This is a genomic window from Candidatus Spongiisocius sp., assembly GCF_965221825.1.
Lineage (GTDB): Bacteria > Actinomycetota > Acidimicrobiia > Spongiisociales > Spongiisociaceae > Spongiisocius.
In genome coordinates this window covers 625,810-650,632 of sequence record NZ_OZ244917.1, presented here as the reverse complement: position 1 = coordinate 650,632, position 24,823 = coordinate 625,810, and the positions used below count along the sequence as shown (strand labels likewise).

Here is a 24,823-nt window from a genome sequence, read left to right as displayed (position 1 = left end):
TCGGGAGCCGGCCCGTTTTGGCGATACTCGCGCCCGTTCGTAGGATTGGCTTCCCGCGGAGAGGTGGCGTGGAGCTTTCCGATTATCTCCCCATAGCGCTCATGCTCGTGCTGGCCATATTGTTCGCCGGCGTATCGCTCATCGTTTCCTATCTCATCTCGTACAAGCGTCCCACCGCCGAGAAGTTGGAGCCCTACGAGTGCGGCATCGTCACCGAGGCCGAGCCCATCCAGCGCTTCCCGGTCAAGTTCTACCTGGTCGCGATCCTGTTTGTCATCTTCGATGTCGAGATTATCTTCCTGTTCGCCTGGGCGTCGGTCTTCGGGACGCTGGGCTGGGGCGGCGTGGCCGCCATCGCCATCTTCACCCTGCTGATCGTCGAAACCCTCGGCTACGTGTGGAAGCGCGGCGCCCTGGACTGGAACGTGTCGCGACGCGCCCGGTACCGATCGACCGCGGATGCTCCGGCCGGCGAGCAGGCTGCCTGATGGCCCACCTGACCGCTCCCCCGCAGCTCCTCACTACCACGCTGGGGAAGGCCATGCGGTGGTCCCAGCAGCAGTCGATGTGGCCCGCCACCTTCGGCCTGGCCTGCTGCGCCATCGAGATGATGGCCACCGGCACCGCCCACAACGACCTGGCCCGGTTCGGCATGGAAGTGTTCCGGGCGTCTCCTCGCCAGGCCGACCTGATGGTCGTGGCCGGCCGGGTGTCCCAGAAGATGGCCCCGGTCCTGCGCCAGGTATACGACCAGATGGCGGATCCCAAGTGGGTGATCTCGATGGGCGCCTGCGCCTCGACCGGTGGCATGTTCAACAACTACGCCCTGGTCCAGGGGGTGGACCAGATCGTGCCGGTAGACGTGTACGTTCCGGGATGCCCACCGGGCCCGCAGTCGCTGATGCACGGGATACTGACCCTCCAGGACAAGGTGATGTCGGGGGAGTTGGCTCGTTGATGCCTGGGGACAGCTTGCCCGGTCCTGTGGCCGGCGCCGACGAGATGCTGGCGAGCCTCGGGGAAGCCGTGCCCTCCGCCGAGATTGACTGCTCGACAGGCGACGACGTCATCCGGATTCCGGCCCGTGATCTGGCCAGGTTGGCCGAGGCGGCCCGAGCCGGCGGCTTCGAGATGTGTTCGGACATCACCGTCGTCGACTACCTGGGTGTGCGGAGGGTCCGGTTCGAGGTGGTGGTCAACCTCCTTTCCCTGCAGCACAACCGCCGTCTCCGCATACTGGTGCCGGTGCCCGAAGGCGATCCCGAGGTGCCATCACTGGTGCCGGTCTATCCCGGGGCCAACTTCATGGAGCGTGAGGCGTACGACATGTTCGGTATCCGCTTTGCCGGCCATCCCGATCTCACCCGCATACTGATGCCCGACGACTGGGTGGGCCATCCTCTACGCCGCGATTTCGACGTGGGCGCCGTCCCCGTCCAGTTCAAAGCCGCCCACCGGGTGAGATGATGGCCGAGCCGACCTCCACCACCGATGTCTGGGTGTCCGGCACCGAAGCCCCGGAGGTGTCGGAGTGGATGGTGGCCGGGACCGACGAGGGCGCACAGGAGATGGAGCGCGACGAGACGGTCGAGAGGGGAGTCGAGCAGCGGGGCGCCCGCGTCGTGGACGACTGGGTGGTCGACGACACCGTCGACGACGAGGAGCGGATGATCGTCAACATGGGTCCCCAGCATCCCTCCACCCACGGGGTGCTGAGGCTCAACATCGAGCTCGAAGGGGAGATCGTCCGCAGGGTCAAGCCGATCATCGGATACCTCCACACCGGGATGGAGAAGACCGCCGAGACGCTGACCTTTCTCCAGGGCGGCACCAACGTCACCCGCATGGACTACCTGGCGCCCCTCCACAACGAGCTCTGCTACTCGCTGGCCGTGGAGAAACTGCTGGGGGTGGATATCCCGCCGCGCGCCCAGGCCATCCGCATCCTGATGACCGAGCTGAACCGGGTGTCCTCGCACCTGGTGGCCACCGCCACCAACGGGATGGACATCGGCGCGCTGTCGATGATGATGTACGGCTTCCGCGAACGGGAGCTGATCCTGGCCTTCTTCGAGAAGACCACCGGACTGCGGATGAACCACAACTACATCCGTCCGGGCGGTGTGGCCGCCGACCTGCCGGACGGGTGGGAGGAGGACGTGGCCGAGATCCTGGAGCGGATCCCGCAGGCCATGGCGGACTACGAGGACCTCCTGAAGGAGAACCCGATCTGGATAGGCCGTACCCGCGGCGTCGGGATCATCACCGCGGAAGAGTGCCTGGCCTACGGGGTCACCGGCCCGACCCTGCGGGCTGCGGGAGTGCCGTGGGATCTGCGCAAGGCTCAGCCCTACTCCGGCATCGAAGCGTACGACTTCGATGTGGTTACCGGTAGCCGGGGCGATGTGTACGACCGCTACCGGGTCCGGATCGGCGAGATGCACCAGTCGCTGCGCATAATCGAGCAGGTGGCCGGCGCCATGCCCCGCGGTGACTACAAGACCGGCGACCGCAAGGTCTCCCCACCTCCCAGGCGGCGCATCGACGAGTCGATGGAAGCTCTCATCCATCATTTCAAGATCTACACCGAGGGTTTCAAGGTTCCAGCCGGAGAGACCTACGTGGCGATCGAGGCGCCGAGGGGAGAGTTGGGGTGCTACCTGGTGTCCGACGGGAGCGGAGCGCCATTGCGCATGCATACCAGGGCCCCCTCCTTCTCCAACCTCCAGGCGCTTCCGATCATGATGGCGGACTCCCTGGTGGCCGACACGGTGGCCTGCATAGCGTCGCTGGACCCGGTGATGGGCGATGTGGATCGGTAGGCGGGGATGACGTACGCCTGGTCGGAAGCCGCCGAGGAAAGGGCCCGGCAGGTCATCGCCCGCTACCCCCGCCCCCGTTCGGCGATGATGCCCCTCCTTTACATCGCCATGAAGGAGGATCTGGACCGGGGAGCGGACCGGCTCACCGAGGACGGCATGCGCCGGGTGGCGGAGCTGGTGGGCGTGACTCCCGCCCAGGTGGTGGCGGTGGCCAGCTTCTACACGATGTACAAGCGGGACCGGGTCGGCAGGTACCTGGTGTCGGTGTGTACGTCACTCTCGTGCTGGCTTGACGGCGCGGACGAGGTGCTCCATGCGGTCGAGGCCGAGGCCGGGGTGCCGGCAGGCCGCACCGACCGCGAAGGAACGATCACTCCCGAACACGTCGAGTGCATCGGTGCCTGCGGGGGGGCGCCCGCGGTCCAGGTCAACTACGAGTTCGTCGAGGGCGTGACGCCCGGCAAGGCGAGGGAGATGGTGCGCTGGCTTCGCTCCGAGGAGCCAGGGACGGTGACCGGTGACGAGCTCCAGACCCGGTTCGGCGGACGGACGGCGTTCCCTTGGGCCATCCCCGAACCGGCCGGTGCCTCCGGACCGGTTCCGGCCTGCGCGTCCCTGGGCACGGCGGTCCCGTCCAATGGCCGGGTCCCGGACCTGGACACGTCGGAGACCGCCGGCAACGGCGATCTACCGATGATCCTCACCGACCGGATGAACCGGCATCCGGTGAACAGCCACGCACTGGCCACCTACGAGGCCACCGGGGGTTACTCGGCGCTCCGCCGGGTGCTCGGCGACCCGGTAATGACCCCGGCCGGCATCACGGACGACATCAAGGCTTCCATGCTGCGGGGCCGCGGCGGGGCCGGGTTCCCTGCCGGTGTCAAGTGGAGCTTCCTGGCGCCGGCCCGCCCGTCCTACCTGGTGGTCAATGCCGACGAGTCGGAGCCCGGCACCTTCAAGGACCGCCAGCTCATGGAGCGGGATCCGCACCAGATGCTCGAGGGCGTCGTGATCGCCTCCTACGCCTCCGAGGTGAACCACGCCTTCGTGTACATCCGGGGCGAGTACCCCAAGGCGGCCCGCAGGGTCGAGGCCGCGGTCGAGGAGGCCTACCGGGCCGGATTACTGGGTCGGGACATTCTCGGATCGGGCTACGACCTGGAAGTGACCGTCCATCTCGGCGCCGGCGCCTACATCTGCGGGGAGGAGACCGCCCTGCTGAACAGCTTGGAGGGCAGGCGTGGCGAGCCCCGGCTGAAGCCGCCCTACTTCCCGGCCGCCAAGGGCCTCTACATGATGCCCACCATCGTGAACAACGTCGAGACCCTGACCAACGTTCCCTGGATCATCATGGCGGGCGGCGCGGCCTATGCGTCCATCGGCCCGGAGGGCTCGCCCGGCAAGCGGATGTGCTCCATCTCCGGTCACGTCAACCGCCCCGGCAACTACGAGATCGTGGAGGGGCTGACCTGGCGGGAGCTGATCTTCGACCTGGCGGGAGGCATCCGCAACGGGAACCGGCTCAAGGCCTGGGTGCCGGGCGGGGCCTCAGCGCCCTGGTTCGTCCCAGAACTCCACCTCGACACCGAGGTGACCAAGGAGGCGATCGACGGGAACGGATCGATGACCGGCTCCGGAGCGGTCATCGTGATGGACCACACCACCGACATGGTGGCGGCCGCCGAGCGCCTGGTGCGGTTCTTCGCCCACGAGTCCTGCGGGCAGTGCACTCCGTGTCGCGAGGGAACCGTCTGGATCGACCTGATCCTGCGGCGCATCATGGACCGCCAGGGGCGCCCGGTGGATCCCGACCTGCTCCTGGACGTGTCCGACAACATCTCCCCCGGACTCAACTGGCCGCCCGCCATGACCACCATCTGCCCGCTCGGGCCCTCGGCGGTGTCCCCGGTCGTGTCCCTCCTCCGGTACTTCCGCGATGAGGTGGACGGCTACCTGGAGCAGGCCGACCTGCTGCAACAGGCCAACCTGGTGCCCGTGTCGATCGGCCGGGCGAGATGAGCGGGGGAGAGCGGGAGATGGTCGGTCTGACGATCGACGGCGTGGAGGTGGAGGCTCCCGCCGGGGAGTTGCTGATCAAGGCGGCCGAGGACAACGGCACCCACATCCCGCGCTTCTGCTGGCACCCGCGGATGAACCCGGTGGGGATGTGCCGGATGTGCCTGGTCGAGATCGAGACTCCCCGCGGAAGGATCATCGTCCCCTCCTGCATGCAGCCGGTCAACGAGGGAATGGTGGCGTACACCGAGTCGGCGCCTGCCAAGAAGGCGCAGGAGGGGGTTCTCGAGTTCCTGCTGGCAAACCATCCTCTCGACTGCCCGGTGTGCGACAAGGGCGGTGAGTGCCCGCTCCAGGACCAGACCATGTCCTACGGCCCCGGGGAGAGCCGCTTCGTGGAGGAGAAACGCCACTTCGCCAAGCCGGTACCCATCAGCGATCTGGTCCTGCTCGACCGGGAACGCTGCATTCTCTGCGCCCGCTGCACCAGGTTCTCAGATGAGATCTCGGGGGATCCGCTGATCGAGTTCCAGGGCCGGAGTGGCCACACCCAGGTGCTCACCTTCCCGGACGAGCCGTTCAACTCCTATTTCTCGGGCAACACCGTGCAGATATGCCCGGTCGGGGCCCTGACCGCCGTCCCCTACCGCTTCCGGGCCCGACCCTGGGACCTCACCATCGGAGAGAGCACCGGGACGCTGCACACGGAAGGCGCCGGCCTCTCCGTCCACGTCTCCCAGAACCGCGTTCTCCGCTTCCTGGGTCTCGATATCGGGGCCACCAACCAGGGTTGGCTGTCCGACAAGGAACGGTTCGGCTTCGAGTTCATCGCTTCTCCCGAGCGGCTCCGCACCCCGCTTATCAAGGAAGGGGACGGATTCAGGGAGGCCGGGTGGGGCGAAGCGCTGGACCTGGTGGCGGAGCGGCTCCGGCCGGCCATCACCGCGGGGAATGGGGAGTCGGTGGCGGCGCTCGGCGGGGCGCGGGGCACCAACGAGGACGCCTACGCCCTGTCCAAGTTCATGCGGGTGACGGTGGGGTCCAACCACCTCGACGCCCGGCTCGGTGACGGCCTCCCCGCCAGGCTCCTCACCGGGTTGGCGGGTCGCGGCCGGATAGACGACCTCGAGACCGCACGCACCATCCTGCTCTGGGGTCCGGACCTCAAAGAGACCCACCCCATCCTCTACTTGCGAGTCAGGCGGGCCGCCCAAGAGTTGGGAGCGACGCTGGTCGTGGTCCATCCTCGCCGGACCGGGCTGGACGACCGGGCCGCCCACAAGCTGACCTACCGGCCCGGAGAGGGTTCGCAGCTCCTGGACCGGCTGAAGGCCGGCGCCGGGGAGCTCGGGGCGGTGCGGGAGGTACTGGACCAGGGCCCCCTGGTCGCGCTGGTGGGGCGTCCCGGACTGGCCGAGGACCCCCGCCTGGCCGAGTCGGTGGCGGCCTTCGCCCGCTCCCTCGACGCGTCCCTGCTCCCGCTCGTCCATCGTGGCAACACCTTCGGAGCGCTCGACATGGGGGTGGCCCCCGACCTGCTCCCGGGCCGCCTGCCGGTCGAGGGTGCGGCGGGACGCCTCTTCGACACGTGGGGCGGCGCGCCGCCGGGCCCGGGCCTCGACGCCGTCGGGATCGCCGCCGCCTGCAGTGCGGGGGAGGTCGACGTGCTCATCCTGTGCGGCGCCGATCCGGCCCGCGACCTGGTGGGCTTCGACGGCTCCGCCGCCCTGTCCGGGGCCGGATTCGTGGTGGCGATGGATCTCTTCCTCACAGATTCCTCCCGCCGGGCCGATGTGGTGCTCCCTGCGCTGGGTTTCGGCGAGAAGAAGGGCACGGTCACCAACCTGGAGGGCCGTGTTCAGATGGTGAACCGGCTGGTGCCCGGACCCGGACAGGCGCGGGCCGACTGGTCGATCCTGGACGACCTCGCGGATCGTCTCGGCCGCCCGCTCAACCTGGGCTCGGAGCAGGACATCGCCGAAGAGATCGCCCGGCTGGCGCCCGCCTACGCCGGCATCACCTGGGATCACCTCGAATGGGACGCCCAGGAGGGCGAGGTCGCCCCGATCGACCCGGCCGACCAGCCGTTCGTCCACGAGCCCCGCCATCAGGATCTCAACGGCCGGCTCGACGGCCACACCCTCCACCTGGCCCGCACCCTCTACGACGACGGCGTGCTGCTCCGCCACTGCCCCTCCCTGGCGCCGCTGGCGCCGGGAGCGAGCGCCTACCTGACCCCGGCCCACGCCGCTTCGCTCGCGGTGGCGGAGGGCGATGAGGTGGTGGTCCGGGCGGGGGATCGGTCGGTGCGGTTGCCGGTGCGGATCGATCCGAGCCTGGCGGAGGGGTCGGTGTACATACCCTTCAACCAGCCCGGCCTGGACGCCGTGGGCAACGCGCTCGGCGTCAGCGTTACAGCGGGGGAGCCGTCCTGATGGACTGGATCGACCTGGGTCTTGTGGCGCTCCGGGTGGTGGTGGTCTTCGTGCTGCTCCAGGTGGTGACCATCCTGCTCATCTGGTTCGAGCGCAAGGTGGTCGCCGATATGCAGAACCGGGTCGGCCCAGAGCGAGCCGGTCCGTGGGGGATACTCCAGACCGTGGCCGACGGTTTGAAGCTGTTCTTCAAGGAGCAGGTCACGCCCCGCAAGGTAGAGCTCGGCCTCTACCTGGCCGCCCCGATGCTGGCTGCCGTTCCGGCCTTCCTGATGTTCATGGTTGTGCCCTTCGGTCGCCCTGTCCGGATCAACCTGGGCGGCCAGGACCGGCTGATCCCCATCCAGGGCGCCGACCTCAACATCGGCCTGCTCTACGTGCTGGCCATGTCGTCGGTGGCCGTGTACGCGGTGGTGCTGGCCGGCTGGTCCTCGGGCTCCAAGTACCCGTTGCTCGGCGGGGTCAGGGCCACTGCCCAAGCCATCTCCTATGAAGCGGCCATGGGCCTGTCGCTGGTGCCGGTAGTGCTCTTCACCGGCACGCTCAGCCTCTCCGAGATCGTGGCCGCCCAATCGGGGAGCCTGACCTTCTTCGACCGGGCGCTCAGCCTCCCGGCCTGGAACGTCTTCGTTCTCGCTCCCTCCTTCCTGATCTTCTTCATCGCCGCGGTGGCGGAGACCAACCGGGCGCCCTTCGACCTGGTGGAGGCGGAGCAGGAGATCGTTGGCGGGTTCCACACCGAGTACTCCGGGCTTCGCTTCGCTCTTTTCTTCCTGGCCGAGTACATCAACATCTTCACCATGTCGGCCCTGGCCGTGACCCTATTCCTGGGAGGGTGGTCGGGTCCCACCTGGGACGGCACGCTGCCGCTGGTCGTGAGCGCCATCCTCCCGACCGTGTGGTTCATGCTGAAGGTGGTGGTGTTCCTGTTCATGTACGTATGGCTGCGCGCCACGCTCCCTCGCCTCCGTTACGACCAGCTGATGACACTCGGCTGGAAACGGCTGATACCGGCTTCGCTGGTGTGGTTGTTCTTCATCGGAGGGGCGATGGCGGTGCGGCAGTTCGGGCTTCCGTGGGGGTGACATGGGACCGGTAGAGGCATTCCTGCGAGGGATGGCGGTGACCGGCCGCCAGTTCATCGCCACCATCACCGGCCGGGGCCTGGTGACCACCCGGTACCCGAAGGTGATGCGGGAGAAACCGCAGCGGTTCCACGGCCGGCACGTCCTCAACCGCTACGAGGACGGGATGGAGAAGTGCATCGGTTGCGAGCTGTGTGCGGGCGCCTGTCCGGCCCGCTGCATCTACGTCCGGGGGGCCGACAACCCGGTGGACGAGCCGGTGAGCCCGGGGGAGCGCTACGGATTCGTGTACGAGATCAACATGCTGCGCTGCATCTTCTGCGGTCTCTGCGTCGAGGCCTGTCCCACGGAGGCCATCACCCACACGCAGTTGTTCGAGATGTCGACCACCAACCGGACCGACGCCATATACACCAAGACCGAGTTGCTGGTGGACGGAGACGGCCGACCCAACCACATGTTCGACACGGACCGGTTCGCCGACTTCGACGAACTGGCCAAGGCCGACGGATGGATGCGGGCCACGGCGCCCCAGGGCCGGGCCGCCTACGAGGGCCGGGTGGCCTGGTCGGATTCCGCGGGCGTGGGTGTCCGCCCGCCGGAGCGCGGCCAGTCCGGGCTTCCCGACGAGGCCGTCGGGGATGAAGGGGACGCGGCGAAATCGGAAGGCGCCGACGGCTGATGGTCGAGCTGGTCATCTTCGTGCTGATGGGGGCGGTGACCCTGGCGGGAGCCATCGGAGTGGTCCGGGCCCGCAACCCCGTGTACGGGGCGATGGGCCTGATGGCCACCCTTTTCGCTCTGGCGGTCTTCTATGTGGTCCACCTGGCGCACTTCGTGGCGGTGGTGCAGGTGATCGTCTACGCCGGGGCGGTCATCACCCTGTTCCTCTTCGTCATCATGTTCGTGGGCGTGGACCGGGCCGAGGATCTCAGGGAGAAGCTGGCGGTGCAGCGACCGGTGGCGCTGATCGTCCTGGTGGGGGTGGTGGTACTCGCCGGCGCGCTGGTGGTTACCGGCCGCTTCGACTGGGTGATCGCCTCCGGCGATCCACCGGTGGTACGCGGGACCATCGAGGAGATCGGCGAGAACCTCATCTCGGTCGGTCCGCCATCCGACCGACAGGCCTCCAGGTGGCTGCTGCCGTTCGAAGCCACGTCCCTGCTCCTCATCGTGGCGGCCGTGGGGGCGATCGCCCTGGCCTTCTACCGGCCGCGCCGCAAGGACGAGCCACCCGCCGGCCCGGACACCGGCCCCGGGTCATGATCGAGTCCGTGATCGTCACCCCCGGGTGGTACATGACGCTGGCCGCCGTCCTGTTCATCATCGGAGCGGGCGGCCTCCTGCTACGCAACAACGCCCTCGTCATGTTCATGTCCGTCGAGCTGATGCTCAACGCCGTCAATCTCACCTTCGTGGCCGCCGCCCGCGCCCACGGTGACATCGGCGGGCAGATGGCGGTGCTGTTCGTGCTGGTGGTGGCGGCGGCCGAGGTGGCGGTCGGGCTGGCCATCATCGTGTCGATCTTCCGATCCCGCCGTACCGCCTCGGTGGACGAACTGTCGGAGTTGTCGGGATGAGCCACGCCCGCAGGGACGGCGGTCCGGCCGGCTGCCCCCGGCGCCCGGTCCGGGTGGCGCCATGACCGGCTACCTCTGGATCGTCATCGCGCTGCCGCTGGCGGGCGCCCTGTTCAACCACTTTCTCGGACGCCGCATCGGGGAGCCCCGTGCCGCCGGCCCGGCCATCCTGGCGGTGCTCGGATCGTTCGCCTACGCGGCCGTGGCGGCCCGCGACTTCTTCATCTCGGCCGGTTCCTCCGAGGAGGCAGTGGCGGTGGTGCACCTGTTCGACTGGATACCGGGTCTGGGCGCCAGGGCCGAGCTGCTGTGGGATCCCCTCTCGGCCACCATGACCCTGGTCGTCACCGGAGTGGGCGCCCTCATCCACATCTACTCGGTGGGGTACATGCATGGCGATCCCCGGTTCGGCCGGTTCTTCACCTACCTGAACCTGTTCATCGCCTCGATGCTGATCCTGGTGCTGGCCAACAACTTCGCCCTCCTGTTCGTGGGCTGGGAACTGGTGGGTCTCTGCTCCTACCTGCTGATCTCCTTCTGGTACACCCGTCCTTCTGCAGCCGCGGCCGGCAAGAAGGCGTTCGTCGTGAACCGGGTCGGGGACTTCGGCTTCATGGTGGCCCTGATGATCATCTTCCTCTCGTTCGGCACCCTCTCCTACACGGAGGTGCTCCACGATCCCGGAACGGTGATCGGCGCCGGCACCGCTACCGCCATCGGCCTGCTGTTGCTGGTGGGTGCCGCCGGCAAGTCGGCCCAGCTACCCCTTCACGTATGGCTGCCCGACGCCATGGAAGGCCCCACTCCGGTGTCGGCCCTGATCCATGCCGCCACCATGGTCACGGCGGGCGTCTACATGGTGGCGCGGTGCGCGGCCATCTTCGGCCTGTCGGATGTGGCCGGCGGGGTCGTAGCCACGGTGGGGGCACTCACGGCCCTGCTGGCAGCCACCATCGCCATCGCCCAGCGTGACATCAAGCGGGTGCTGGCCTACTCGACCATCAGCCAGCTGGGTTACATGTTCATGGCGGTGGGCGTGGCCGGATACGTGGCGGGCCTGTTCCATCTCGTCACGCACGCGGTCTTCAAGGCCCTGCTGTTCCTCGGGGCCGGATCGGTCATCCATGCCATGGCCGATCAGCAGGACATGAACAGGATGGGCGGTCTGCGCCGGAAGCTGCCCCTCACCCACGCCACGATGCTGATCGCCACCCTGTCTATAGCCGGGATCCCGCCGCTGGCGGGGTTCTGGTCGAAGGACGAGATCCTGGCGGTGATGTTCTATAAGGGCGGGTACTACACCGTGCTGTGGGCCGTGGGCCTGGTGACCGCCCTGCTGACCGCCTTCTACATGGCGCGCCAGTACTTCATGGTCTTCTCCGGCGAAGGCCGCTGGGACGACGGGGTGGACCCGCACGAGTCGCCCCGGGTCATGACCGTCCCGCTGGTGATCCTGGGCGCCCTGACGCTGGTGATCGGTTTCGTCAACACCCCGTTCCGGCTGAGCTTCGAGCATTTCCTGGATCCGGTCTTCCACTCGGTGCCGGTGGCTCACGCCCCCGAAGACGGCCTCCTGCTGGCGGCGCTGGCGCTGGTCTCGGTGGCCGCAGGGCTGGTGGGCATCCTCATCGCCTACCTGATCTACGGGCGGGCTTCGGAGGAGGTCCGGGAGCGCCTGCTGGGCCGGGTGCGCCGGCCCCTCATGGCCTGGGAGCACGGCTACTGGATCGACGACGTGTACGGGAACCTGATCGTCAAGCCGGGACTGCGGATTGCGGATTGGAGCGCGGGCGTTCTGGACCAGCGCGCCATCGACGGGCTGGTCAACGGGGTCGGGGTCGCGGTGCGCCGGCTCGGGGCCCGTCTGCGGCCTCTCCAGTCGGGATTCGTGCGCGCCTACGGCTCGCTGCTGGCTGCGGGCGCCCTCCTGGTGGTCGGCTGGATCGTGGTGAGGGGTATCTGACATGAGCGGGTTCTCCACCCTCACGGCCCTCATCCTGGTACCGGTGGCCGGTGCCGTGATCGTGATGCTCATTCCGGAACGCCGCCGGGAGCTGGTGCGGCCCCTGGGGGTGGTGCTCAGCCTGCTACCGGTCCCGCTGGCCGGCGGGCTCTTCCTGGCGTTCGAAAGGGGCGAGGCGGGATTCCAGTTCGTGGAGCAGTCCGTCTGGATCGACCGCCTGGGCGTCGGCTGGCATCTGGGGGTCGACGGTATCTCGCTGCTCCTGATCCTGCTGACGACCGTCCTGGTCCCGGTCGCACTGGCCGCCTCCGGCGGCATCGATCACCGGGTGCGGCTGTTCGTGGCCATGATCCTGCTGCTGGAGGCGGGCCTGATCGGGGTGTTCCTGTCGCTCGACCTGTTCCTCTTCTTCGTCTTCTTCGAGGCGATCCTGGTCCCGATGGCGTTCATCATCGGCATCTGGGGGAGCGAGAACCGCGTCTACGCGGCGGTCAAGTTCTTTCTTTACACGGCGCTGGGCTCGGCCCTGATGCTGGCAGGCATCATCGCCCTGGCCCTCATCCACCGGGAGCAGGTGGGTGAGATCAGCTTCTCGTATCTCGGGATGCTGGACCTCGATCTCGGCCTCGACACCCAGCGGTGGCTGTTCGGGGCGTTCCTGGTGGCCTTCGCCATCAAGGTACCGGTGTTCCCGCTCCATACCTGGCTTCCCGACGCCCACGTGGAGGCGCCCACCGCCGGATCGGTGCTGCTGGCCGGAGTCCTGCTGAAGCTCGGCACCTACGGGCTCCTCCGGTTCAACCTGCCCCTGTTCCCCGAGGCGACCCTCGACTTCGTGCCTCTCATGGCCACCCTGGCGGTGGTGGGGGTGATCTACGGAGCGGTGGTGGCGATCGTCCAACCCGATCTGAAGAAGCTGGTGGCCTACTCCTCGGTCAGCCACCTGGGCTTCATAGTCCTCGGGACCTTCGCCCTCACCTCCCAGAGTCTGGAGGGGAGCGTGGTCCAGATGATCAACCACGGTCTCACGACCGGAGCACTGTTCCTGCTGGTCGGGATCCTCTACGAGCGCCGCCACACCAAGGCTATCGCCGACTTCGGGGGCCTTGCCTCGTCGATGCCCGTTTTCGCGGGCCTGTTCCTGTTCATCGCCTTCGCATCGATCGGGCTGCCGGGACTGAACGGTTTCGTGGGCGAGTTCCTGATCCTCGTGGGGAGCTACCCGACCCTGCCGGTGTACACGGTGCTGTCAGCCACCGGCGTCATCCTGGCGGCGGTCTACCTGCTGTGGGCGTACGAGCGGGTCTTCACCGGCGAGATCACCGACCCGGCCAACCGGCAGGTCCCGGACCTCTCGATCGGGGAGACGCTGGTATTCGTGCCCCTGGTGGCGCTCATCATCGTGCTGGGCGTCTACCCGAAGGTGGCGTTGGACGTGATCGGTCCGTCCACCGACGCAGTCCTGGAACGGGTGGAAGCCACCACCGGGTTCACGGCGCCAGAACCGGGCGGTGACCGTCTCGTGGTATCGGGGAGCGGGGAATGACCGGCGTCTCCTACCTGGCGGTGGCACCCGAGATCATCCTTACCGCGGGGGCGGTGGTGGTGCTGATGGTGGACGTGTTCGCCCTGCCCTCGTCCCGCGTACACGGGTGGCTGGTCTCGGCGACCTACGCGCTAGTCGCGATCGCGATCGGATTCCAGTGGCGCCGGGTCGACATCGACGGACCCGGCCTGTCATTCGGGGGAACCCTCCTCCTGAACCACCTATCGGTGACCGTGCGGGCCGTCCTGCTGGTGACGGCCGTGCTGGGTACTGCCGCAGCCTGGCGGATGCTGGTCGGGCTGCGCCGCCGCGCCGCCGAGGGAGTCGCCCTGGTCATGGTGGCGACGGTCGGATTCATGCTGATGGGCGCCTCGGCCGACCTGGTGATGACCTTCGTTGCGCTGGAGGTGGGCTCGATCGCCCTCTACGTGCTGGCCGGTATCGTGCGCAGCTCGCCGGCCGGCGACGAGGCGGCCATGAAGTACTTCCTGCTGGGCGCCTTCGCCTCCGCCATCTTCATCTACGGCGGAGCGCTGGTCTACACGGCCACAGGTAGTACCAACGTCTACGAGATAGCGGCCCGCCTGTCGGGCGTTCACGTGGTCCGTCCGGCGGTATTGCTCATCGGGATCGGCCTGATCGTGGTCGGCCTGGGTTTCAAGGTCACCGCGGCGCCATTCCACTCCTGGGCGCCGGACGTCTACCAGGGCGCTCCGGCAGGAGTGGTGGGGTTCATGGCGGCCGTAGCCAAGATCGGAGGCTTCGCCGCCCTGCTCAACATCCTGACCGGCGGCTTCGAGCGCTATTCAGGGGCATGGGGTGATGGCCTGGCTCTGGTAGCGGCGGTGTCCGTGATTCTGGGAACCCTGATGGCGATCCAGCAATCGGACGTGCGGAGGATGTTGGCGTACTCGGGAGTGGCCCATGCCGGCTTCATACTGACCGGGCTGGCGGCAGGGCTGGTGGCCAGTTCCGGGGTCCTGTTCTATCTGGCCACCTACTCGGTCATGGTGGTGGGGGCGTTCGCGGCGGTGACGGCGGTCAGCGGCCATGCCGCCACAGGTAGCTCCTTCGAGGAGTACCGAGGCCTCGCCCGGCGGTCGCCCGTGGTGGCGGCGGTTCTGGCCACACTGATGATCGCCATGTCCGGCATGCCCCTAACCACCGGGTTCATCGGCAAGTTCCAAGTGTTCACCTCTGCTTGGGAGGGCGGGTACGAATGGCTGGTGATCACCGGCCTGCTGGCATCGGTGGCGGCCTTCTTCTTCTACCTGCGGCTGGTGGTGGTGATGTACTTCGGTGGAGAGGACGGCGACGGAACGACCCTCGAAGTGGCTCGGAGCATCCGTTGGGTGCTGGTCGTCTCGGCCGGCGCATCCGTGGTGCTGGGCGTCTTCCCCGGCCCCCTGCTCGACGTGCTGAACCGGGTCGGTGCCTAGAAAGGTACTGAAAGTGTCCCGTCGGCCCGATCGGTGGCAACGAAATCCCTGGTCGAAGTATCGCGGGCCAGCCCCTCCCCGTCCTGTCAAGCACCTCTCGGAACGACCGGCCTTGAGACTGTTCGGGCTGGGTCTGGTGGCACTGCTCCTGACGGCCGCCGCCGCTCCCGAGGCTCTCCAAACGGTCAGCGGGGACATATACATCATCCCGGAGGAGGAGGTGGTGGGGGAGAGCCTCTACGTCGCGGCCTCGGTGGTCCGGGTCCACGGGACAGTCGAGGGCGACCTGGTGGTCTTGGCCACCAGCCGCCTCCAGGTCACGGGCACGGTGGAGGGGGACGTGGTCGGCTTCGCCCGGACGGCTTCGATCGAGGGCACGGTGGAAGGCTCGGTCCGGCTGGCCGGTGTCGACCTAGGGGTATCCGGCGAGGTGGGGGATGAGGTGGCCGTCCTGGCCCGGGATGCGGTGCTGGGGGGCGAGATCGGTGCCGATGCGCTGGTCTGGGCGATCAGGCTCGTGGCCGAAGGCGGCCTGGGGCGTGACCTCGGCGGGCGGACCCTCTACGCCACGATCGACGGCCGGGTGGGCCGGGACGTGGAGATGACCGTCGACCACCTCCGGGTCGGGCCGGGTGCCGTGGTCGCCGGAGACCTCGGCTATCGGAGCGCCGACGAGGCCGAGATCGACCCCGGAGCGTCCATCGGGGGCACTCTGGTGCGCCGGGCGCCCCTCGCGCCGGATCTCTGGTTGAGGGCGGGACGCCTCCTGGGAGGTCTGGTGGTCTTCCTGCTGTTCATCGCCATGGGGTTGATGGCGATCCGTTTCCGGCCGGGATGGCTCTATGCCTGCGTCGAACGCGTGCGCAGGCGCCCTGTGGGAATCGTGATTCGGGGGATAGTGGCCCTCCTGATCCTGACCCTGCCGGTGACCGTCCCTGCCCTGGCCATCTGGGCCGGGCCTCCCGGCGTGGTGACGGCTGCCGTGATTGCGGGTCTGGTGAGCCTCGTACCGGCCCTCCTGGCGTTCCTGCTCGCGTTCATCGCGGGGTCGGTGCCTGTAATCGTGTGGGTGTGGGGCCTGGTGACCAGGTTCCGGATGGGGCCTTACGGGTCGTTCTTGGCGGCTGCCCTGTTGTTCGTGATCCTCCTCCAGGTTCCGTACGTGGGACGGGCCTTGGCGACGGTGCTGCCGGTCATGGCCCTCGGTGTCGCCTTCCGCAACATCCCACAACGGTGGCGGCGCGTCTAGGGCAGGCCTGTCACTAGCGCTTCCTCTTCTTGGGCGGCCATTTGCCCTGGCTCTTCAGCTTCTCCCGCTTGGCGGCGAGAAGCCGGGTGGCCTCCTCGACGCCCAAGCCGGCCACGGTGTCCTCCCGAACGGAGACGTTCACGGCACCATCGGTCAGGTATGGCCCGTACCGCCCGGTTTTGACCACCATCTCGCTCCCCGACTCCGGGTCCTTGCCCAGCTCCTTGAGGGGCGGGGCTGCTCGACCCCCTCGGCGGGTTTTCGGCCGGTTCATCACGGCGACCGCCTCTTCCAGGGTGACGGTGAAGAGCAGTTCCTGATCCGCCAGGTTTCTGTACTCGGTACCCATCTTCAGATAGGGCCCGTAGCGTCCCAGACCCGCCACGATCGTCTTGCCGGTGTCGGGATGAACTCCCACCTGTCGCGGCAGGGAAAGCAGTCGCAGGGCGTCCTCCAGGCTCAGTGAGTCCAGTTCCATACCGGTCAGCAGGGAGGTCCGCTTGGGCTTCTGGCGGGACCCGGTGACCTGCTCGCCAAGCTGCACGTAGGGCCCGTAGCGTCCGTTGCGGGCCAGGACGGTAAGACCCGAATCGGGATCGGTGCCCAGGATCTTGTCGCCCGAAGGAGCATCGAGGAGCTTGACGGCTCTTTCGAGGGTCAGCTCGTCTGGCGGCAGGTCGTCCGGTATCGAGGCTCGATCCTCGCCCCTCACCAGATACGGGCCGTACCTGCCCACCCGCGCCACCACCTCGGCGCCGGAGGGGTCCTCCCCGATGCGGATGTAGAGGCTGCGGGGGTCGATCTCCTTGACGCGGTCGGTGGCGATCAACTCCACCAGGCCGGGGGATCCGTTCCCGTGGAAGAAGCGACTCAGCCAGGGAACCTTTCGCTCCTCGCCCCGGGCGATCTTGTCGAGGCCATCCTCCATGCGGGACGTGAAGCCGTAGTCGACCAGGTGGTCGAAGTGACGTTCGAGTAGCTCGGTGGTCGCGAACGCCGTCACCGACGGGACCAACGCAGTCCTCTTCTTGAACACGTAGTCGCGCTCGATGATCGTGGAGACGGTGGAGGCGTAGGTGGACGGCCTGCCGATTCCCCTGTCCTCGAGTTCCTTGATCAGGGAGGCCTCGCTGTACCGGCTCGGCGGCTCCGTGCGGTGTTCCTTGGCGAGAGCGTCCCGGGCGGTGACCTGGTCGTCCACCTCGAGCCGCGGCAGGTGACGCTCTCGATCAGCCTGGGCGTATGCCTTCAGGAAGCCGGGGAACCGGATCACGAGGCCCGACGCCTCGAACTCCGCGTCCGTTCCGTTCTCGAGAACGGTCCCCGCCCGGACCCGGGTGGACTCGCCGCGGGCCGGCGCCATCTGCGAGGCCAGGGTGCGGGCCCATACCAGTTGGTAGACCAGATGCTGGTCGCGGTCGGACACCAACGACACCACTTCCTCCGGTGTCCTCCACCGGTCGCCGGCGGGCCGTATGGCTTCGTGTGCCTCCTGGGCGTTGGCCACCTTGCCGGTGTACCGGACGGGTCTGGAGGGCAGGTAGTCCTTGCCGAACCGCCTGGCCACCTCGGAGCGGGCCGTTTGCAGGGCGGTCTCTGACAGGGTGATGCTGTCGGTCCGCATGTAGGTGATGTAGCCGTGCTCGTAGAGGGACTGGGCGGCCCGCATGGTCCGGCCCGGCTCGAACCGCAGCCTGGTGGAGGCTTCTCGTTGCAGGGTCGACGTCCGGAAGGGAGCCTGGGGTTTGCGGGTATACGGCCTGCGGTCCACCGACCGGATCCGCAGCAGGGAGTCCTCGACCGCCCGGGCGAGCCGGGCCGACCGGTCCCCGTCCAGGAGTATGACCCCGGTGGACTTCAGGTTCCCCTTGGAGTCGAAGTCCTTGCTCGCGGCCGGACGCACGCCGTCGACGGCCACCAGGTGGGCCTGGAAGTCCTCGCCGCCGCCGGTGACGAGCCGGGACTCGACGTTCCAGAAACCCGCCGATCGGAACGCAATCCGGCGGCGTTCCCGCTCCACCAGGAGGCGCACGGCCACGCTCTGCACCCGTCCCGCGGAGAGGCCCCTCCTGACCTTGCGCCACAGCACGGGCGACACGCCGTAACCGACCAGCCGGTCCAGGGTTCGCCGGGCTTCCTGGGCGTCCACCCGGTAGCTGTCGATGGACCGGGGATTGGCCAGGGCGTTGCGGATCGCCCCCGGCGTGATCTCGTGGAACACCATGCGGTGGGTCGGGATCTTGGGCTTCAACACCTCGGTGAGGTGCCAGGCGATGGCCTCTCCCTCGCGGTCCTCATCGGTAGCCAGGTACAGCTCGGATGCCTCCTTGGCCGCCTGCCGCAGCTTGGACACGATCCGGCGCCGGTCACCGGGAACGATGTACAGGGGTTCGAAATCGTTGTTGACGTCGACCCCCCAGTTCCTGGCCCATGCCTGGTCCCGGTACTTGGCAGGGATCTGGTTGGCGCGGTCGGGCAGGTCGCGAATATGCCCCTGGCACGATTCCACTCGGTAGCCCCCTCCCAGGTAGCCCCCGATGGTCTTGGCCTTGGCGTTGGATTCGACGATGATGAGCGGTTTGTCCATGAGGTCTTAATATCCTCATTCTGTCGGGCTTGTCAAAACGGGGCGGTCGCTGACGACCGGCCGGCCCGGAACGATACTGCCCGAGCCCTCCGGCTACGAGCGTAACCGGAGGGTGCGACGCGACATCGGAGGGTGCTGGAAGAGCCCTTGCCAAGGGGTCGCCCCCCGGCGACCGGTGCTAAGCCGGGTACTTGGCCGACCGGCGAACCCCGCTAGATTCACTTTCAGTACCCTCCTAGAGGACGACCATAGAACTAGTACGGAAAGGCGCTTTCGCCAGGCTCTGGTGGGCAAGCGCCGCCTCCTCGTGGGGCGACTGGATCACGTTCTTCGCCACTCTGGCGCTGGCCGAACGCATCGGTGGTAGCACGGCGGTCCTGGTCCCCCTGGTGAGCCGGATCATCCCGAGCCTGCTGCTGGGTTCTCTGGCGGGCGTACTGGCGGATCGATTGGACCGCAAGTGGACGATGGTGCTCTCCGACGCCGGGCGTGCGGTGGTGGTGCTCTGGCTGATCCTGGCCAACGATCTCGTCACCATTGCCATAATCTCTTCGATACTCGAGATCCTTACCATGGTTCGCCAACCGGCTCGGGAGGCGGCCGTGCCCACGCTGGTCGACACGGAGCAGCTGGTGAAGGCCAACAGCTTCTCCGCGGCCGCCGCCTACGGAACCGCTCCGATCGGCGCGGCCACCTGGTCGGGCCTGGCTGCCCTCTACGCGCTGGTGGGCGCGGTGGGTCCCATCGACCGGGCCCCTGACCTGGCCTTCGCCTTCGACTCTCTCACCTTCCTGGTTTCCGGGGCGATCGTGGCCACCATCGGCATCCCCAAGCCGACCCTGGCCGAGGGGAGCGGCGCCGGCGACCGGCAGGGTCGGGACTGGAAGCAACCCCTGCGCGACCTGGTGGAGGGCTTTGCCTTCGTCACCCGGACCCGCACCGTCCGCCGGGTTGTGTTCGGGATGGCGGTGGCCCTGTTCGGCGGGAGCGCTCTGCTGCCGCTGGGCCAGTCGTTCGCCCGGACCGTCCTGCGAGGAGGCGATACCGGGTTCGGGGTGCTGGTCACGGCCCTGGGCGTCGGGGTGGGTCTGGGCATGTTGGGGGTGGCCGTGTTCAGCTCCGACCGGACCCGTTTCGACCTGACCTATGCCCTGAGCCTGGCCCTGGCCGGTCTGGCCATCGCGCTGGCTGCCTTCGCCCAGACCATCATCGGGGCGGCCGGGTGGGTGCTGGTCGGTGGGGTCGGGACCGGTGTGGCCTACGTCACGGGCTTCACCCACCTCCATGGCGAGGTGGACGACACGCTCCGAGGACGAACCTTCGCAGCCCTTTTCACGCTGGTCCGTATGGCCATGCTGGCTTCGTTTGCACTGGCGGTGGTGGTGGCGAACGCTCTCGACGGCGTCTTCCCCGCCCCGTTCGACAGCGGCATCCGGAACCTCTTCGGGTTGTCCGGCGTTCTGATCCTGGGTACGGGCTCGTTGCTGATCATCGCCATCCGGTCGGCTCTCCTCAAAGATGTCCCCCCCGAGGTGCGCCGGTCGATCCGGGATGCCTCTCGCGCCTTCGGCTCGATGAGGGGCCGTCGGGGCGATTCCGGGTACCGCGATTGAACGGTTCCGAGGCGGCGGGGCGGTAACGCGGTGAACCGCTACGTAGCGCTCGAAGGCATCGACGGGGCCGGCAAGACCAGCGTCTCGAACGCGCTGGCCCTCCTAATCGAGGAGGCGGGCCATGAGGTGGTACGGGTGCGCGAACCGGGTGGCACCGCAGTGGGGGAGGGCTTGCGGAAGATTCTCCTGGACGGGCCTCCGGTAACGCCCTGGGCGGAGGCGCTGATGTTCGCGGCGGCCCGGTCCCAGCTCGTCACAGAGGTGATCCGTCCCGCTCTCGACCGGGGAGCCTGGGTGCTCAGCGACCGTTCCGTCTACTCGTCGCTCGCCTACCAGGGTGCCGGCCGCCGGCTGGGCATGGATAGCGTCCGCCGGATCAACCGGCCCGGCCTGGCGGGTACCTGGCCCGAGGTGGTGGTGCTGCTCACCGTTTCTCCGCAGCAGGGTCTGGCGCGCCAGGCCAGGCCGGATCGGATCGGCTCCCAGGGGCTTCAGTTCCAGCGGGCGGTCGCCGAGGGTTTCGCCAGACTCGCCGGCGAAGAACCGGAGCGCTTCGTGGTGATCGACGGTGGGCGCCCGATGGAGCAGGTGGTAGCCGCCGCCTGGGACGCCTTGGAGGCCCGAGCCTGATGTCAGGGTTGTCCATCGGCGCCGGGATCATCGGGCACCGAGACACGCTGGACGCGCTGGGCGCCGAGGCGAAGTCCCCGGCCCATTCATACCTGTTCGCCGGGCCGTCCGGCGTCGGGAAGGCCACCGTGGCCCGCTCCTTCGCGGCGGAGCTGGTGAGCCGGTCGGAGGCGGGCAGGGACCGGGTGATGCGGAACAGCCATCCCGATGTGGTGGTGATCCAGCCCGAGGGCCGGGCCGGGTTCGGGGTCGGCCAGTCCCGGGAGGCGATCACAGCGGCCAACCTGCGCCCCGTGGAGGCCGACCGGAAGGTGTTCATCCTCGACGAGGCGTCGACGATGACGGAGGCTGCGGCCAACGCCCTTCTGAAGACCCTGGAGGAGCCGCCGCCCCGGACGGTGTTCGTCCTGGTTGCCGAGTCGGCCGACGACCTCCCTGCCACGGTGGCGAGCCGTTGCCGGATGGTCCGCTTCGGCCGGGTGCCGGAGGGAGTACTGGCGGCCGCGCTGGTGGAACGGAAGGTCGAGGCGGAGAGGGCGTCGATGATCGCCCGGATTGCGGGGGGAAGGCCTGGGCTGGCCCTGGACATGGTGATCGGTGACGAGGCGGCCACGTTCAGGAGTTCATGGCTGGCGGTTCCGGGCCGGCTCCCGTCCGAGCCCGGCGACGGTTTCCGCCTGGCCGAGGAAATGCTCGAGGCCCATGAGCCGCTCCTGGAGGGGATCAAGGTCCGCCGCGAGCAGGAAATCGAGGCCCTCAAGGCACGCGGACTCCCGGTTACCAAGGCGTTACGCGACAGTTACGACCGCGCCCTGCGGCGGACCGGCATGTCATTGCTGGTCGCCGGCCTGGACATGCTGGCCTCCTGGTACGTGGACGCGGCGTCCGTTCAGCACGGTGGACCGGTCCGCAACCCGGACGTTCCGAGGACCGAACTGGCGAAGGTGCCGGCCCGTCCGGCGGCGCGCTCGGCGGAGTTGGTGATCGATGCCGGCGTCCAGATCCGGCAGAACCAGCGCCCCAGGCTGGTGCTGACCTGGCTCTTCAACCGTCTCGCCGACGGTGCCTAGGAGGGTTTCAAAAACGTCCAGCGGCCGGAAGCAGGTCCGGCAGTTCCAGGTGGAGGCATCGCAGGCCAACCTATCCTCGTCTCTTCGAGCACCCTCTAGGATCACGACGGGTGGTTCACATGACGCGAGCGAGCGATACGAGGTAGCAGAATGAGCATCGGCAATCCGTTCATCTCTCCCGACCTGTACGAGTACATCCTGGCCGTCTCTCTCCGGGAGGATGACCTGGGCCGCGAGCTCAGGGAGGTGACCGGGCGCCTGCCCGAGTCCAACATGCAGATCTCACCGGACCAGGGCCAGTTCATGGGCATGCTGGTGAAGCTCATGGACGCGACCCGCATCATTGAGGTGGGAGTGTTCACCGGCTACAGCAGCCTATGCATGGCCCGGGCGATGCGGGACGGTGGAACGCTGGTGGCCTGCGACGTGAGCGTCGACTACACCGATGTGGCGCGCCGCTACTGGGCGCGGGCGGGCGTGGCGGACCGGATAGATCTGCGGATCGGTCCCGCCGTCGAAACTCTGGACGGCTTGATCCGGGAAGGAAGGGATGGGGAGTTCGATCTGGCCTTCATCGACGCCGACAAGGGGAATTACCCCGGGTACTACGAGCGCTGCCTGTCCCTGCTGCGGTCCGGCGGGTTGGTGATCCTGGACAACGTCCTCTGGGGCGGTCGGGTGCTCGACCCCGCCGACACCGGTCCGCAGACCTCCATCCTCCGGGATCTGAGCGCCGAGATAGGTCGGGACTGTCGGGTGGCCGGCGTGACGCTCCTGCCGGTGGCGGACGGCCTGCTCATGGCCCGCAAGGTCTGACGGCGACCGCAGCGCCCGGATGGCCGACGGTCTGACCTGCACAGGTGGGGGAGGCCCTCCGCCTACCCTCACGGTATGAAGATCGGTTCCTCCATGCGTCCCCCCGAAGGCGACTCGGTCAGCTGGACGCGGTTCCGGGCCGGGATGGGCCTGCTGGCCCTGGTAATCGTTCTCGGAACTATCGGCTACGTCCTGCTGGGCCTGTCGTGGCTCGACGCCCTCTACCAGACGGTCATCACCATCTCGACTGTCGGCTACCGGGAGTTGGGCACGTTCGGCACTCGCTATCAGGTGTTCACGATCTTGCTGATCCTGTTCGGGACCGGCACGGGTCTGTATACCCTCGGGGTTCTGATCGACACCATGTTCGAGGCCAGGATTACGGGACACTTCCGGAGGCGAAGGATGAAACGAGGAATCGATCGGCTCAGCGATCACGTGATCCTGTGTGGCTACGGCCAGGTGGGGGAGGCGATCTGCGAGGAGATGGTACGGAGCGGGAGGCAGGTGGTCATCGTGGACCGGTCGCTCCCTGACCGGGTGGACGATTCGTTCAAGATCCCCGCGGTGCGAGGCGATGCCACCGATGACGCAGTCCTGCAGCGGGCGGGGCTGGAGCGGGCCGGTACGCTGGTCCTGGCCCTCGACTCGGACGTGGACAACCTGTTCGTGGCGTTGACGGCCCGGTCGGTCAACTCTGAGATCTTCATCGTGGCCAGGGCCAACCACCGGGCGGCGATCGCCAAGCTTCGACAGGCCGGCGCCGACCGGGTGGTCAATCCCCACCAGATCGGCGGGGCGCACATGGCGGCCCTGGTGGCGCAGCCGGAGGTGGTGGACTTCCTCGACGTAGTGATGCAGGACGGTGAGTTCGAGGTGCGGATGGCGCATTTCGAGATCGCTTCGGGCTCGCAACTCGCAGGACGCGCCCTGGGAGAAGCGGGTATCCGGCACCGGACCGGGAGCACCATCCTGGCGATCCGGCGAGACGAGACCTTCCTGACCAACCCGGATAGGCAGTTTGTGCTGGAACCCGGGGACATCATCATCGCGCTCGGCACCGAGGACCACCTGCGGCAGCTTCAAACCCACGCCACCGGGACCTGACCCATCGCTCCGGCCGCCCTCCGGGGGCTTACGAGCAGGGTCGCCTGGGTGGTGCTGTGGCCGCTGGCGAGGGTTCTGGCCATCTGGTTCCCGTATTCGGTGGTCCGCAGGGCGCCCTTACCGAAGGGTCCCTTCGTGGCGGCCATCAACCACTTCTCGTTGCTCGATCCGCCCATCGCGGGCCTGGCCCTGCGCCGGCCCGTGCGGTTCCTGGCCCTCGACGAGATCTGGGGTATCCACCCGGCCCTCGATGCGGTGCTCACTCTCTTCGATTCCATCCCGGTCTCCAGGACCGACCGCCGGCCGCTCCGGGCGTTGAGGGCGGCACTCCGTCACCTGGATGCGGGCCGCCCCATCGGCGTGTTCCCGGAAGGCCGGCGCGTGGCGGCCTGGGGGGAGGTCCCGCTCAAGACCGGCGCAGCCTGGTTGGCGGTACGGGCGTCGGTTCCGGTCGTCCCCGTGGCCATCTGGGGGAGCCGGCACGCCATGCCGATGGACAGGTTGAGGATAGGGCGCGCCCCTATCAGGGTGGTGGTCGGATTACCGATCGACCCGAAGCCGCACCTGGAACAGCCCGGTTCCGTGGAAACCCTCAACGAGTCCATCCGTTCCGCCCTCCACCGGGAACTGCGCCTGCTGGAAGCCGCCTACCCGTCGGCGAATGAGGGTTTGAGTCGCCGACCACTAGAATTGCCGGACCAGCCGGAGTAGCTCAGGGGTAGAGCAGCTCACTCGTAATGAGCAGGCCAGGGGTTCGAATCCCCTCTCCGGCTCGCATGCATCACGCGGTTCGCTTGCCGGGAAGCGGGATCTCACCGACCGGTTCAATAGGGCGATCGCTCATGGGCTGCGCGTAGCCGGG

21 protein-coding genes, 1 tRNA gene and 1 pseudogene are annotated in these 24,823 nt (G+C 67.9%); 21 read left to right on the top strand and 2 right to left on the bottom strand.

Going from position 1 to position 24,823, the window contains the following annotated elements:
• The first annotated feature begins 68 nt into the window (after window positions 1–68).
• The 14 genes and pseudogenes from ACOQPD_RS03035 (at window position 69) to ACOQPD_RS02970 (ending at window position 16,138) form a co-directional block, all read left to right on the top strand.
• Complete coding sequence (locus ACOQPD_RS03035) at window positions 69–488, top strand: NADH-quinone oxidoreductase subunit A (RefSeq protein WP_420613429.1); 420 nt, start codon at window positions 69–71, stop codon at window positions 486–488.
• A pseudogene (locus tag ACOQPD_RS03030) lies at window positions 488–952 on the top strand (NADH-quinone oxidoreductase subunit B); the annotation flags it as partial. The gene ACOQPD_RS03035 and the pseudogene ACOQPD_RS03030, both read left to right, overlap by 1 nt.
• A gap of 5 nt (window positions 953–957) precedes the next feature.
• Window positions 958–1,467 carry an NADH-quinone oxidoreductase subunit C gene (locus tag ACOQPD_RS03025; protein ID WP_420613428.1) on the top strand — a complete coding sequence of 170 codons (510 nt, stop codon included), beginning with the start codon at window positions 958–960 and terminating at the stop codon, window positions 1,465–1,467.
• Window positions 1,467–2,822: an NADH dehydrogenase (quinone) subunit D gene (nuoD, locus tag ACOQPD_RS03020; RefSeq protein ID WP_420613427.1), complete on the top strand. Its 1,356-nt coding sequence runs from the start codon at window positions 1,467–1,469 to the stop codon at window positions 2,820–2,822. Before ACOQPD_RS03025 ends, nuoD begins: the two co-directional genes overlap by 1 nt.
• A gap of 6 nt (window positions 2,823–2,828) precedes the next feature.
• Window positions 2,829–4,844: an NADH-quinone oxidoreductase subunit NuoF gene (gene nuoF, locus ACOQPD_RS03015; protein ID WP_420613426.1), complete on the top strand. Its 2,016-nt coding sequence runs from the start codon at window positions 2,829–2,831 to the stop codon at window positions 4,842–4,844.
• Window positions 4,845–4,861: 17 nt separating this feature from the next.
• A complete protein-coding gene (nuoG, locus tag ACOQPD_RS03010; RefSeq protein ID WP_420613425.1) occupies window positions 4,862–7,276 on the top strand; it encodes an NADH-quinone oxidoreductase subunit NuoG in 2,415 nt (804 codons plus the stop codon).
• Window positions 7,276–8,361, top strand: coding sequence for an NADH-quinone oxidoreductase subunit NuoH (gene nuoH, locus ACOQPD_RS03005; RefSeq protein WP_420613424.1), 1,086 nt, complete (start codon window positions 7,276–7,278; stop codon window positions 8,359–8,361). Before nuoG ends, nuoH begins: the two co-directional genes overlap by 1 nt.
• Window position 8,362: 1 nt before the next feature.
• Window positions 8,363–9,043, top strand: a complete 681-nt coding sequence (gene nuoI, locus ACOQPD_RS03000; protein ID WP_420613423.1) for an NADH-quinone oxidoreductase subunit NuoI — start codon at window positions 8,363–8,365, stop codon at window positions 9,041–9,043.
• Complete coding sequence (locus tag ACOQPD_RS02995) at window positions 9,043–9,627, top strand: NADH-quinone oxidoreductase subunit J (RefSeq protein WP_420613422.1); 585 nt, start codon at window positions 9,043–9,045, stop codon at window positions 9,625–9,627. Before nuoI ends, ACOQPD_RS02995 begins: the two co-directional genes overlap by 1 nt.
• Complete coding sequence (nuoK, locus tag ACOQPD_RS02990) at window positions 9,624–9,941, top strand: NADH-quinone oxidoreductase subunit NuoK (protein ID WP_420613421.1); 318 nt, start codon at window positions 9,624–9,626, stop codon at window positions 9,939–9,941. The genes ACOQPD_RS02995 and nuoK overlap by 4 nt, the downstream gene beginning before the upstream one ends.
• Before the next feature lie 61 nt (window positions 9,942–10,002).
• Window positions 10,003–11,904: an NADH-quinone oxidoreductase subunit L gene (gene nuoL, locus ACOQPD_RS02985; RefSeq protein WP_420613420.1), complete on the top strand. Its 1,902-nt coding sequence runs from the start codon at window positions 10,003–10,005 to the stop codon at window positions 11,902–11,904.
• A gap of 1 nt (window position 11,905) precedes the next feature.
• Window positions 11,906–13,450, top strand: coding sequence for an NADH-quinone oxidoreductase subunit M (locus tag ACOQPD_RS02980; RefSeq protein WP_420613419.1), 1,545 nt, complete (start codon window positions 11,906–11,908; stop codon window positions 13,448–13,450).
• A complete protein-coding gene (locus ACOQPD_RS02975) occupies window positions 13,447–14,889 on the top strand; it encodes an NADH-quinone oxidoreductase subunit N (RefSeq protein WP_420613418.1) in 1,443 nt (480 codons plus the stop codon). The genes ACOQPD_RS02980 and ACOQPD_RS02975 overlap by 4 nt, the downstream gene beginning before the upstream one ends.
• 112 nt (window positions 14,890–15,001) lie before the next feature.
• Window positions 15,002–16,138, top strand: coding sequence for a hypothetical protein (locus ACOQPD_RS02970; protein ID WP_420613417.1), 1,137 nt, complete (start codon window positions 15,002–15,004; stop codon window positions 16,136–16,138).
• 13 nt (window positions 16,139–16,151) lie between these two features.
• On the opposite strand, the gene topA is transcribed toward ACOQPD_RS02970, so the two are convergent.
• The gene (topA, locus tag ACOQPD_RS02965) at window positions 16,152–18,725 is read right to left on the bottom strand and encodes a type I DNA topoisomerase (protein WP_420613416.1); all 2,574 of its coding nucleotides are present in this window, start codon (window positions 18,723–18,725) and stop codon (window positions 16,152–16,154) included.
• Window positions 18,726–18,973: 248 nt separating this feature from the next.
• Between topA and ACOQPD_RS02960 the strand changes: the two genes are divergently transcribed.
• The 5 genes from ACOQPD_RS02960 to ACOQPD_RS02940 all read left to right on the top strand — a co-directional run bounded on the left by ACOQPD_RS02960 (window position 18,974) and on the right by ACOQPD_RS02940 (window position 23,961).
• Window positions 18,974–20,338: an MFS transporter gene (locus ACOQPD_RS02960; RefSeq protein WP_420614423.1), complete on the top strand. Its 1,365-nt coding sequence runs from the start codon at window positions 18,974–18,976 to the stop codon at window positions 20,336–20,338.
• A gap of 30 nt (window positions 20,339–20,368) precedes the next feature.
• Window positions 20,369–20,968, top strand: coding sequence for a dTMP kinase (gene tmk, locus ACOQPD_RS02955; RefSeq protein ID WP_420613415.1), 600 nt, complete (start codon window positions 20,369–20,371; stop codon window positions 20,966–20,968).
• Complete coding sequence (locus ACOQPD_RS02950; protein WP_420613414.1) at window positions 20,968–22,038, top strand: ATP-binding protein; 1,071 nt, start codon at window positions 20,968–20,970, stop codon at window positions 22,036–22,038. The genes tmk and ACOQPD_RS02950 overlap by 1 nt, the downstream gene beginning before the upstream one ends.
• Before the next feature lie 150 nt (window positions 22,039–22,188).
• A complete protein-coding gene (locus ACOQPD_RS02945) occupies window positions 22,189–22,854 on the top strand; it encodes an O-methyltransferase (RefSeq protein WP_420613413.1) in 666 nt (221 codons plus the stop codon).
• A gap of 93 nt (window positions 22,855–22,947) precedes the next feature.
• On the top strand, window positions 22,948–23,961 hold the full coding sequence (locus tag ACOQPD_RS02940; RefSeq protein ID WP_420613412.1) for a potassium channel family protein: 1,014 nt from the start codon (window positions 22,948–22,950) through the stop codon (window positions 23,959–23,961).
• On the opposite strand, the gene ACOQPD_RS02935 is transcribed toward ACOQPD_RS02940, so the two are convergent.
• Entirely contained in the window at window positions 23,937–24,107 is a 171-nt protein-coding gene (locus tag ACOQPD_RS02935) for a hypothetical protein (protein ID WP_420613411.1), read from the bottom strand. The two genes, ACOQPD_RS02940 and ACOQPD_RS02935, sit on opposite strands and share 25 nt — an antisense overlap.
• On the opposite strand from ACOQPD_RS02935, the gene ACOQPD_RS02930 reads away from it, so the two are divergent.
• Together ACOQPD_RS02930 and ACOQPD_RS02925 are read left to right on the top strand one after the other, a co-directional pair.
• Window positions 24,097–24,672 carry a lysophospholipid acyltransferase family protein gene (locus ACOQPD_RS02930; protein ID WP_420613410.1) on the top strand — a complete coding sequence of 192 codons (576 nt, stop codon included), beginning with the start codon at window positions 24,097–24,099 and terminating at the stop codon, window positions 24,670–24,672. The genes ACOQPD_RS02935 and ACOQPD_RS02930 overlap by 11 nt on opposite strands.
• Window positions 24,663–24,734: transfer RNA gene (locus ACOQPD_RS02925), tRNA-Thr, on the top strand. Before ACOQPD_RS02930 ends, ACOQPD_RS02925 begins: the two co-directional genes overlap by 10 nt.
• The last annotated feature ends 89 nt before the right edge of the window (window positions 24,735–24,823 follow it).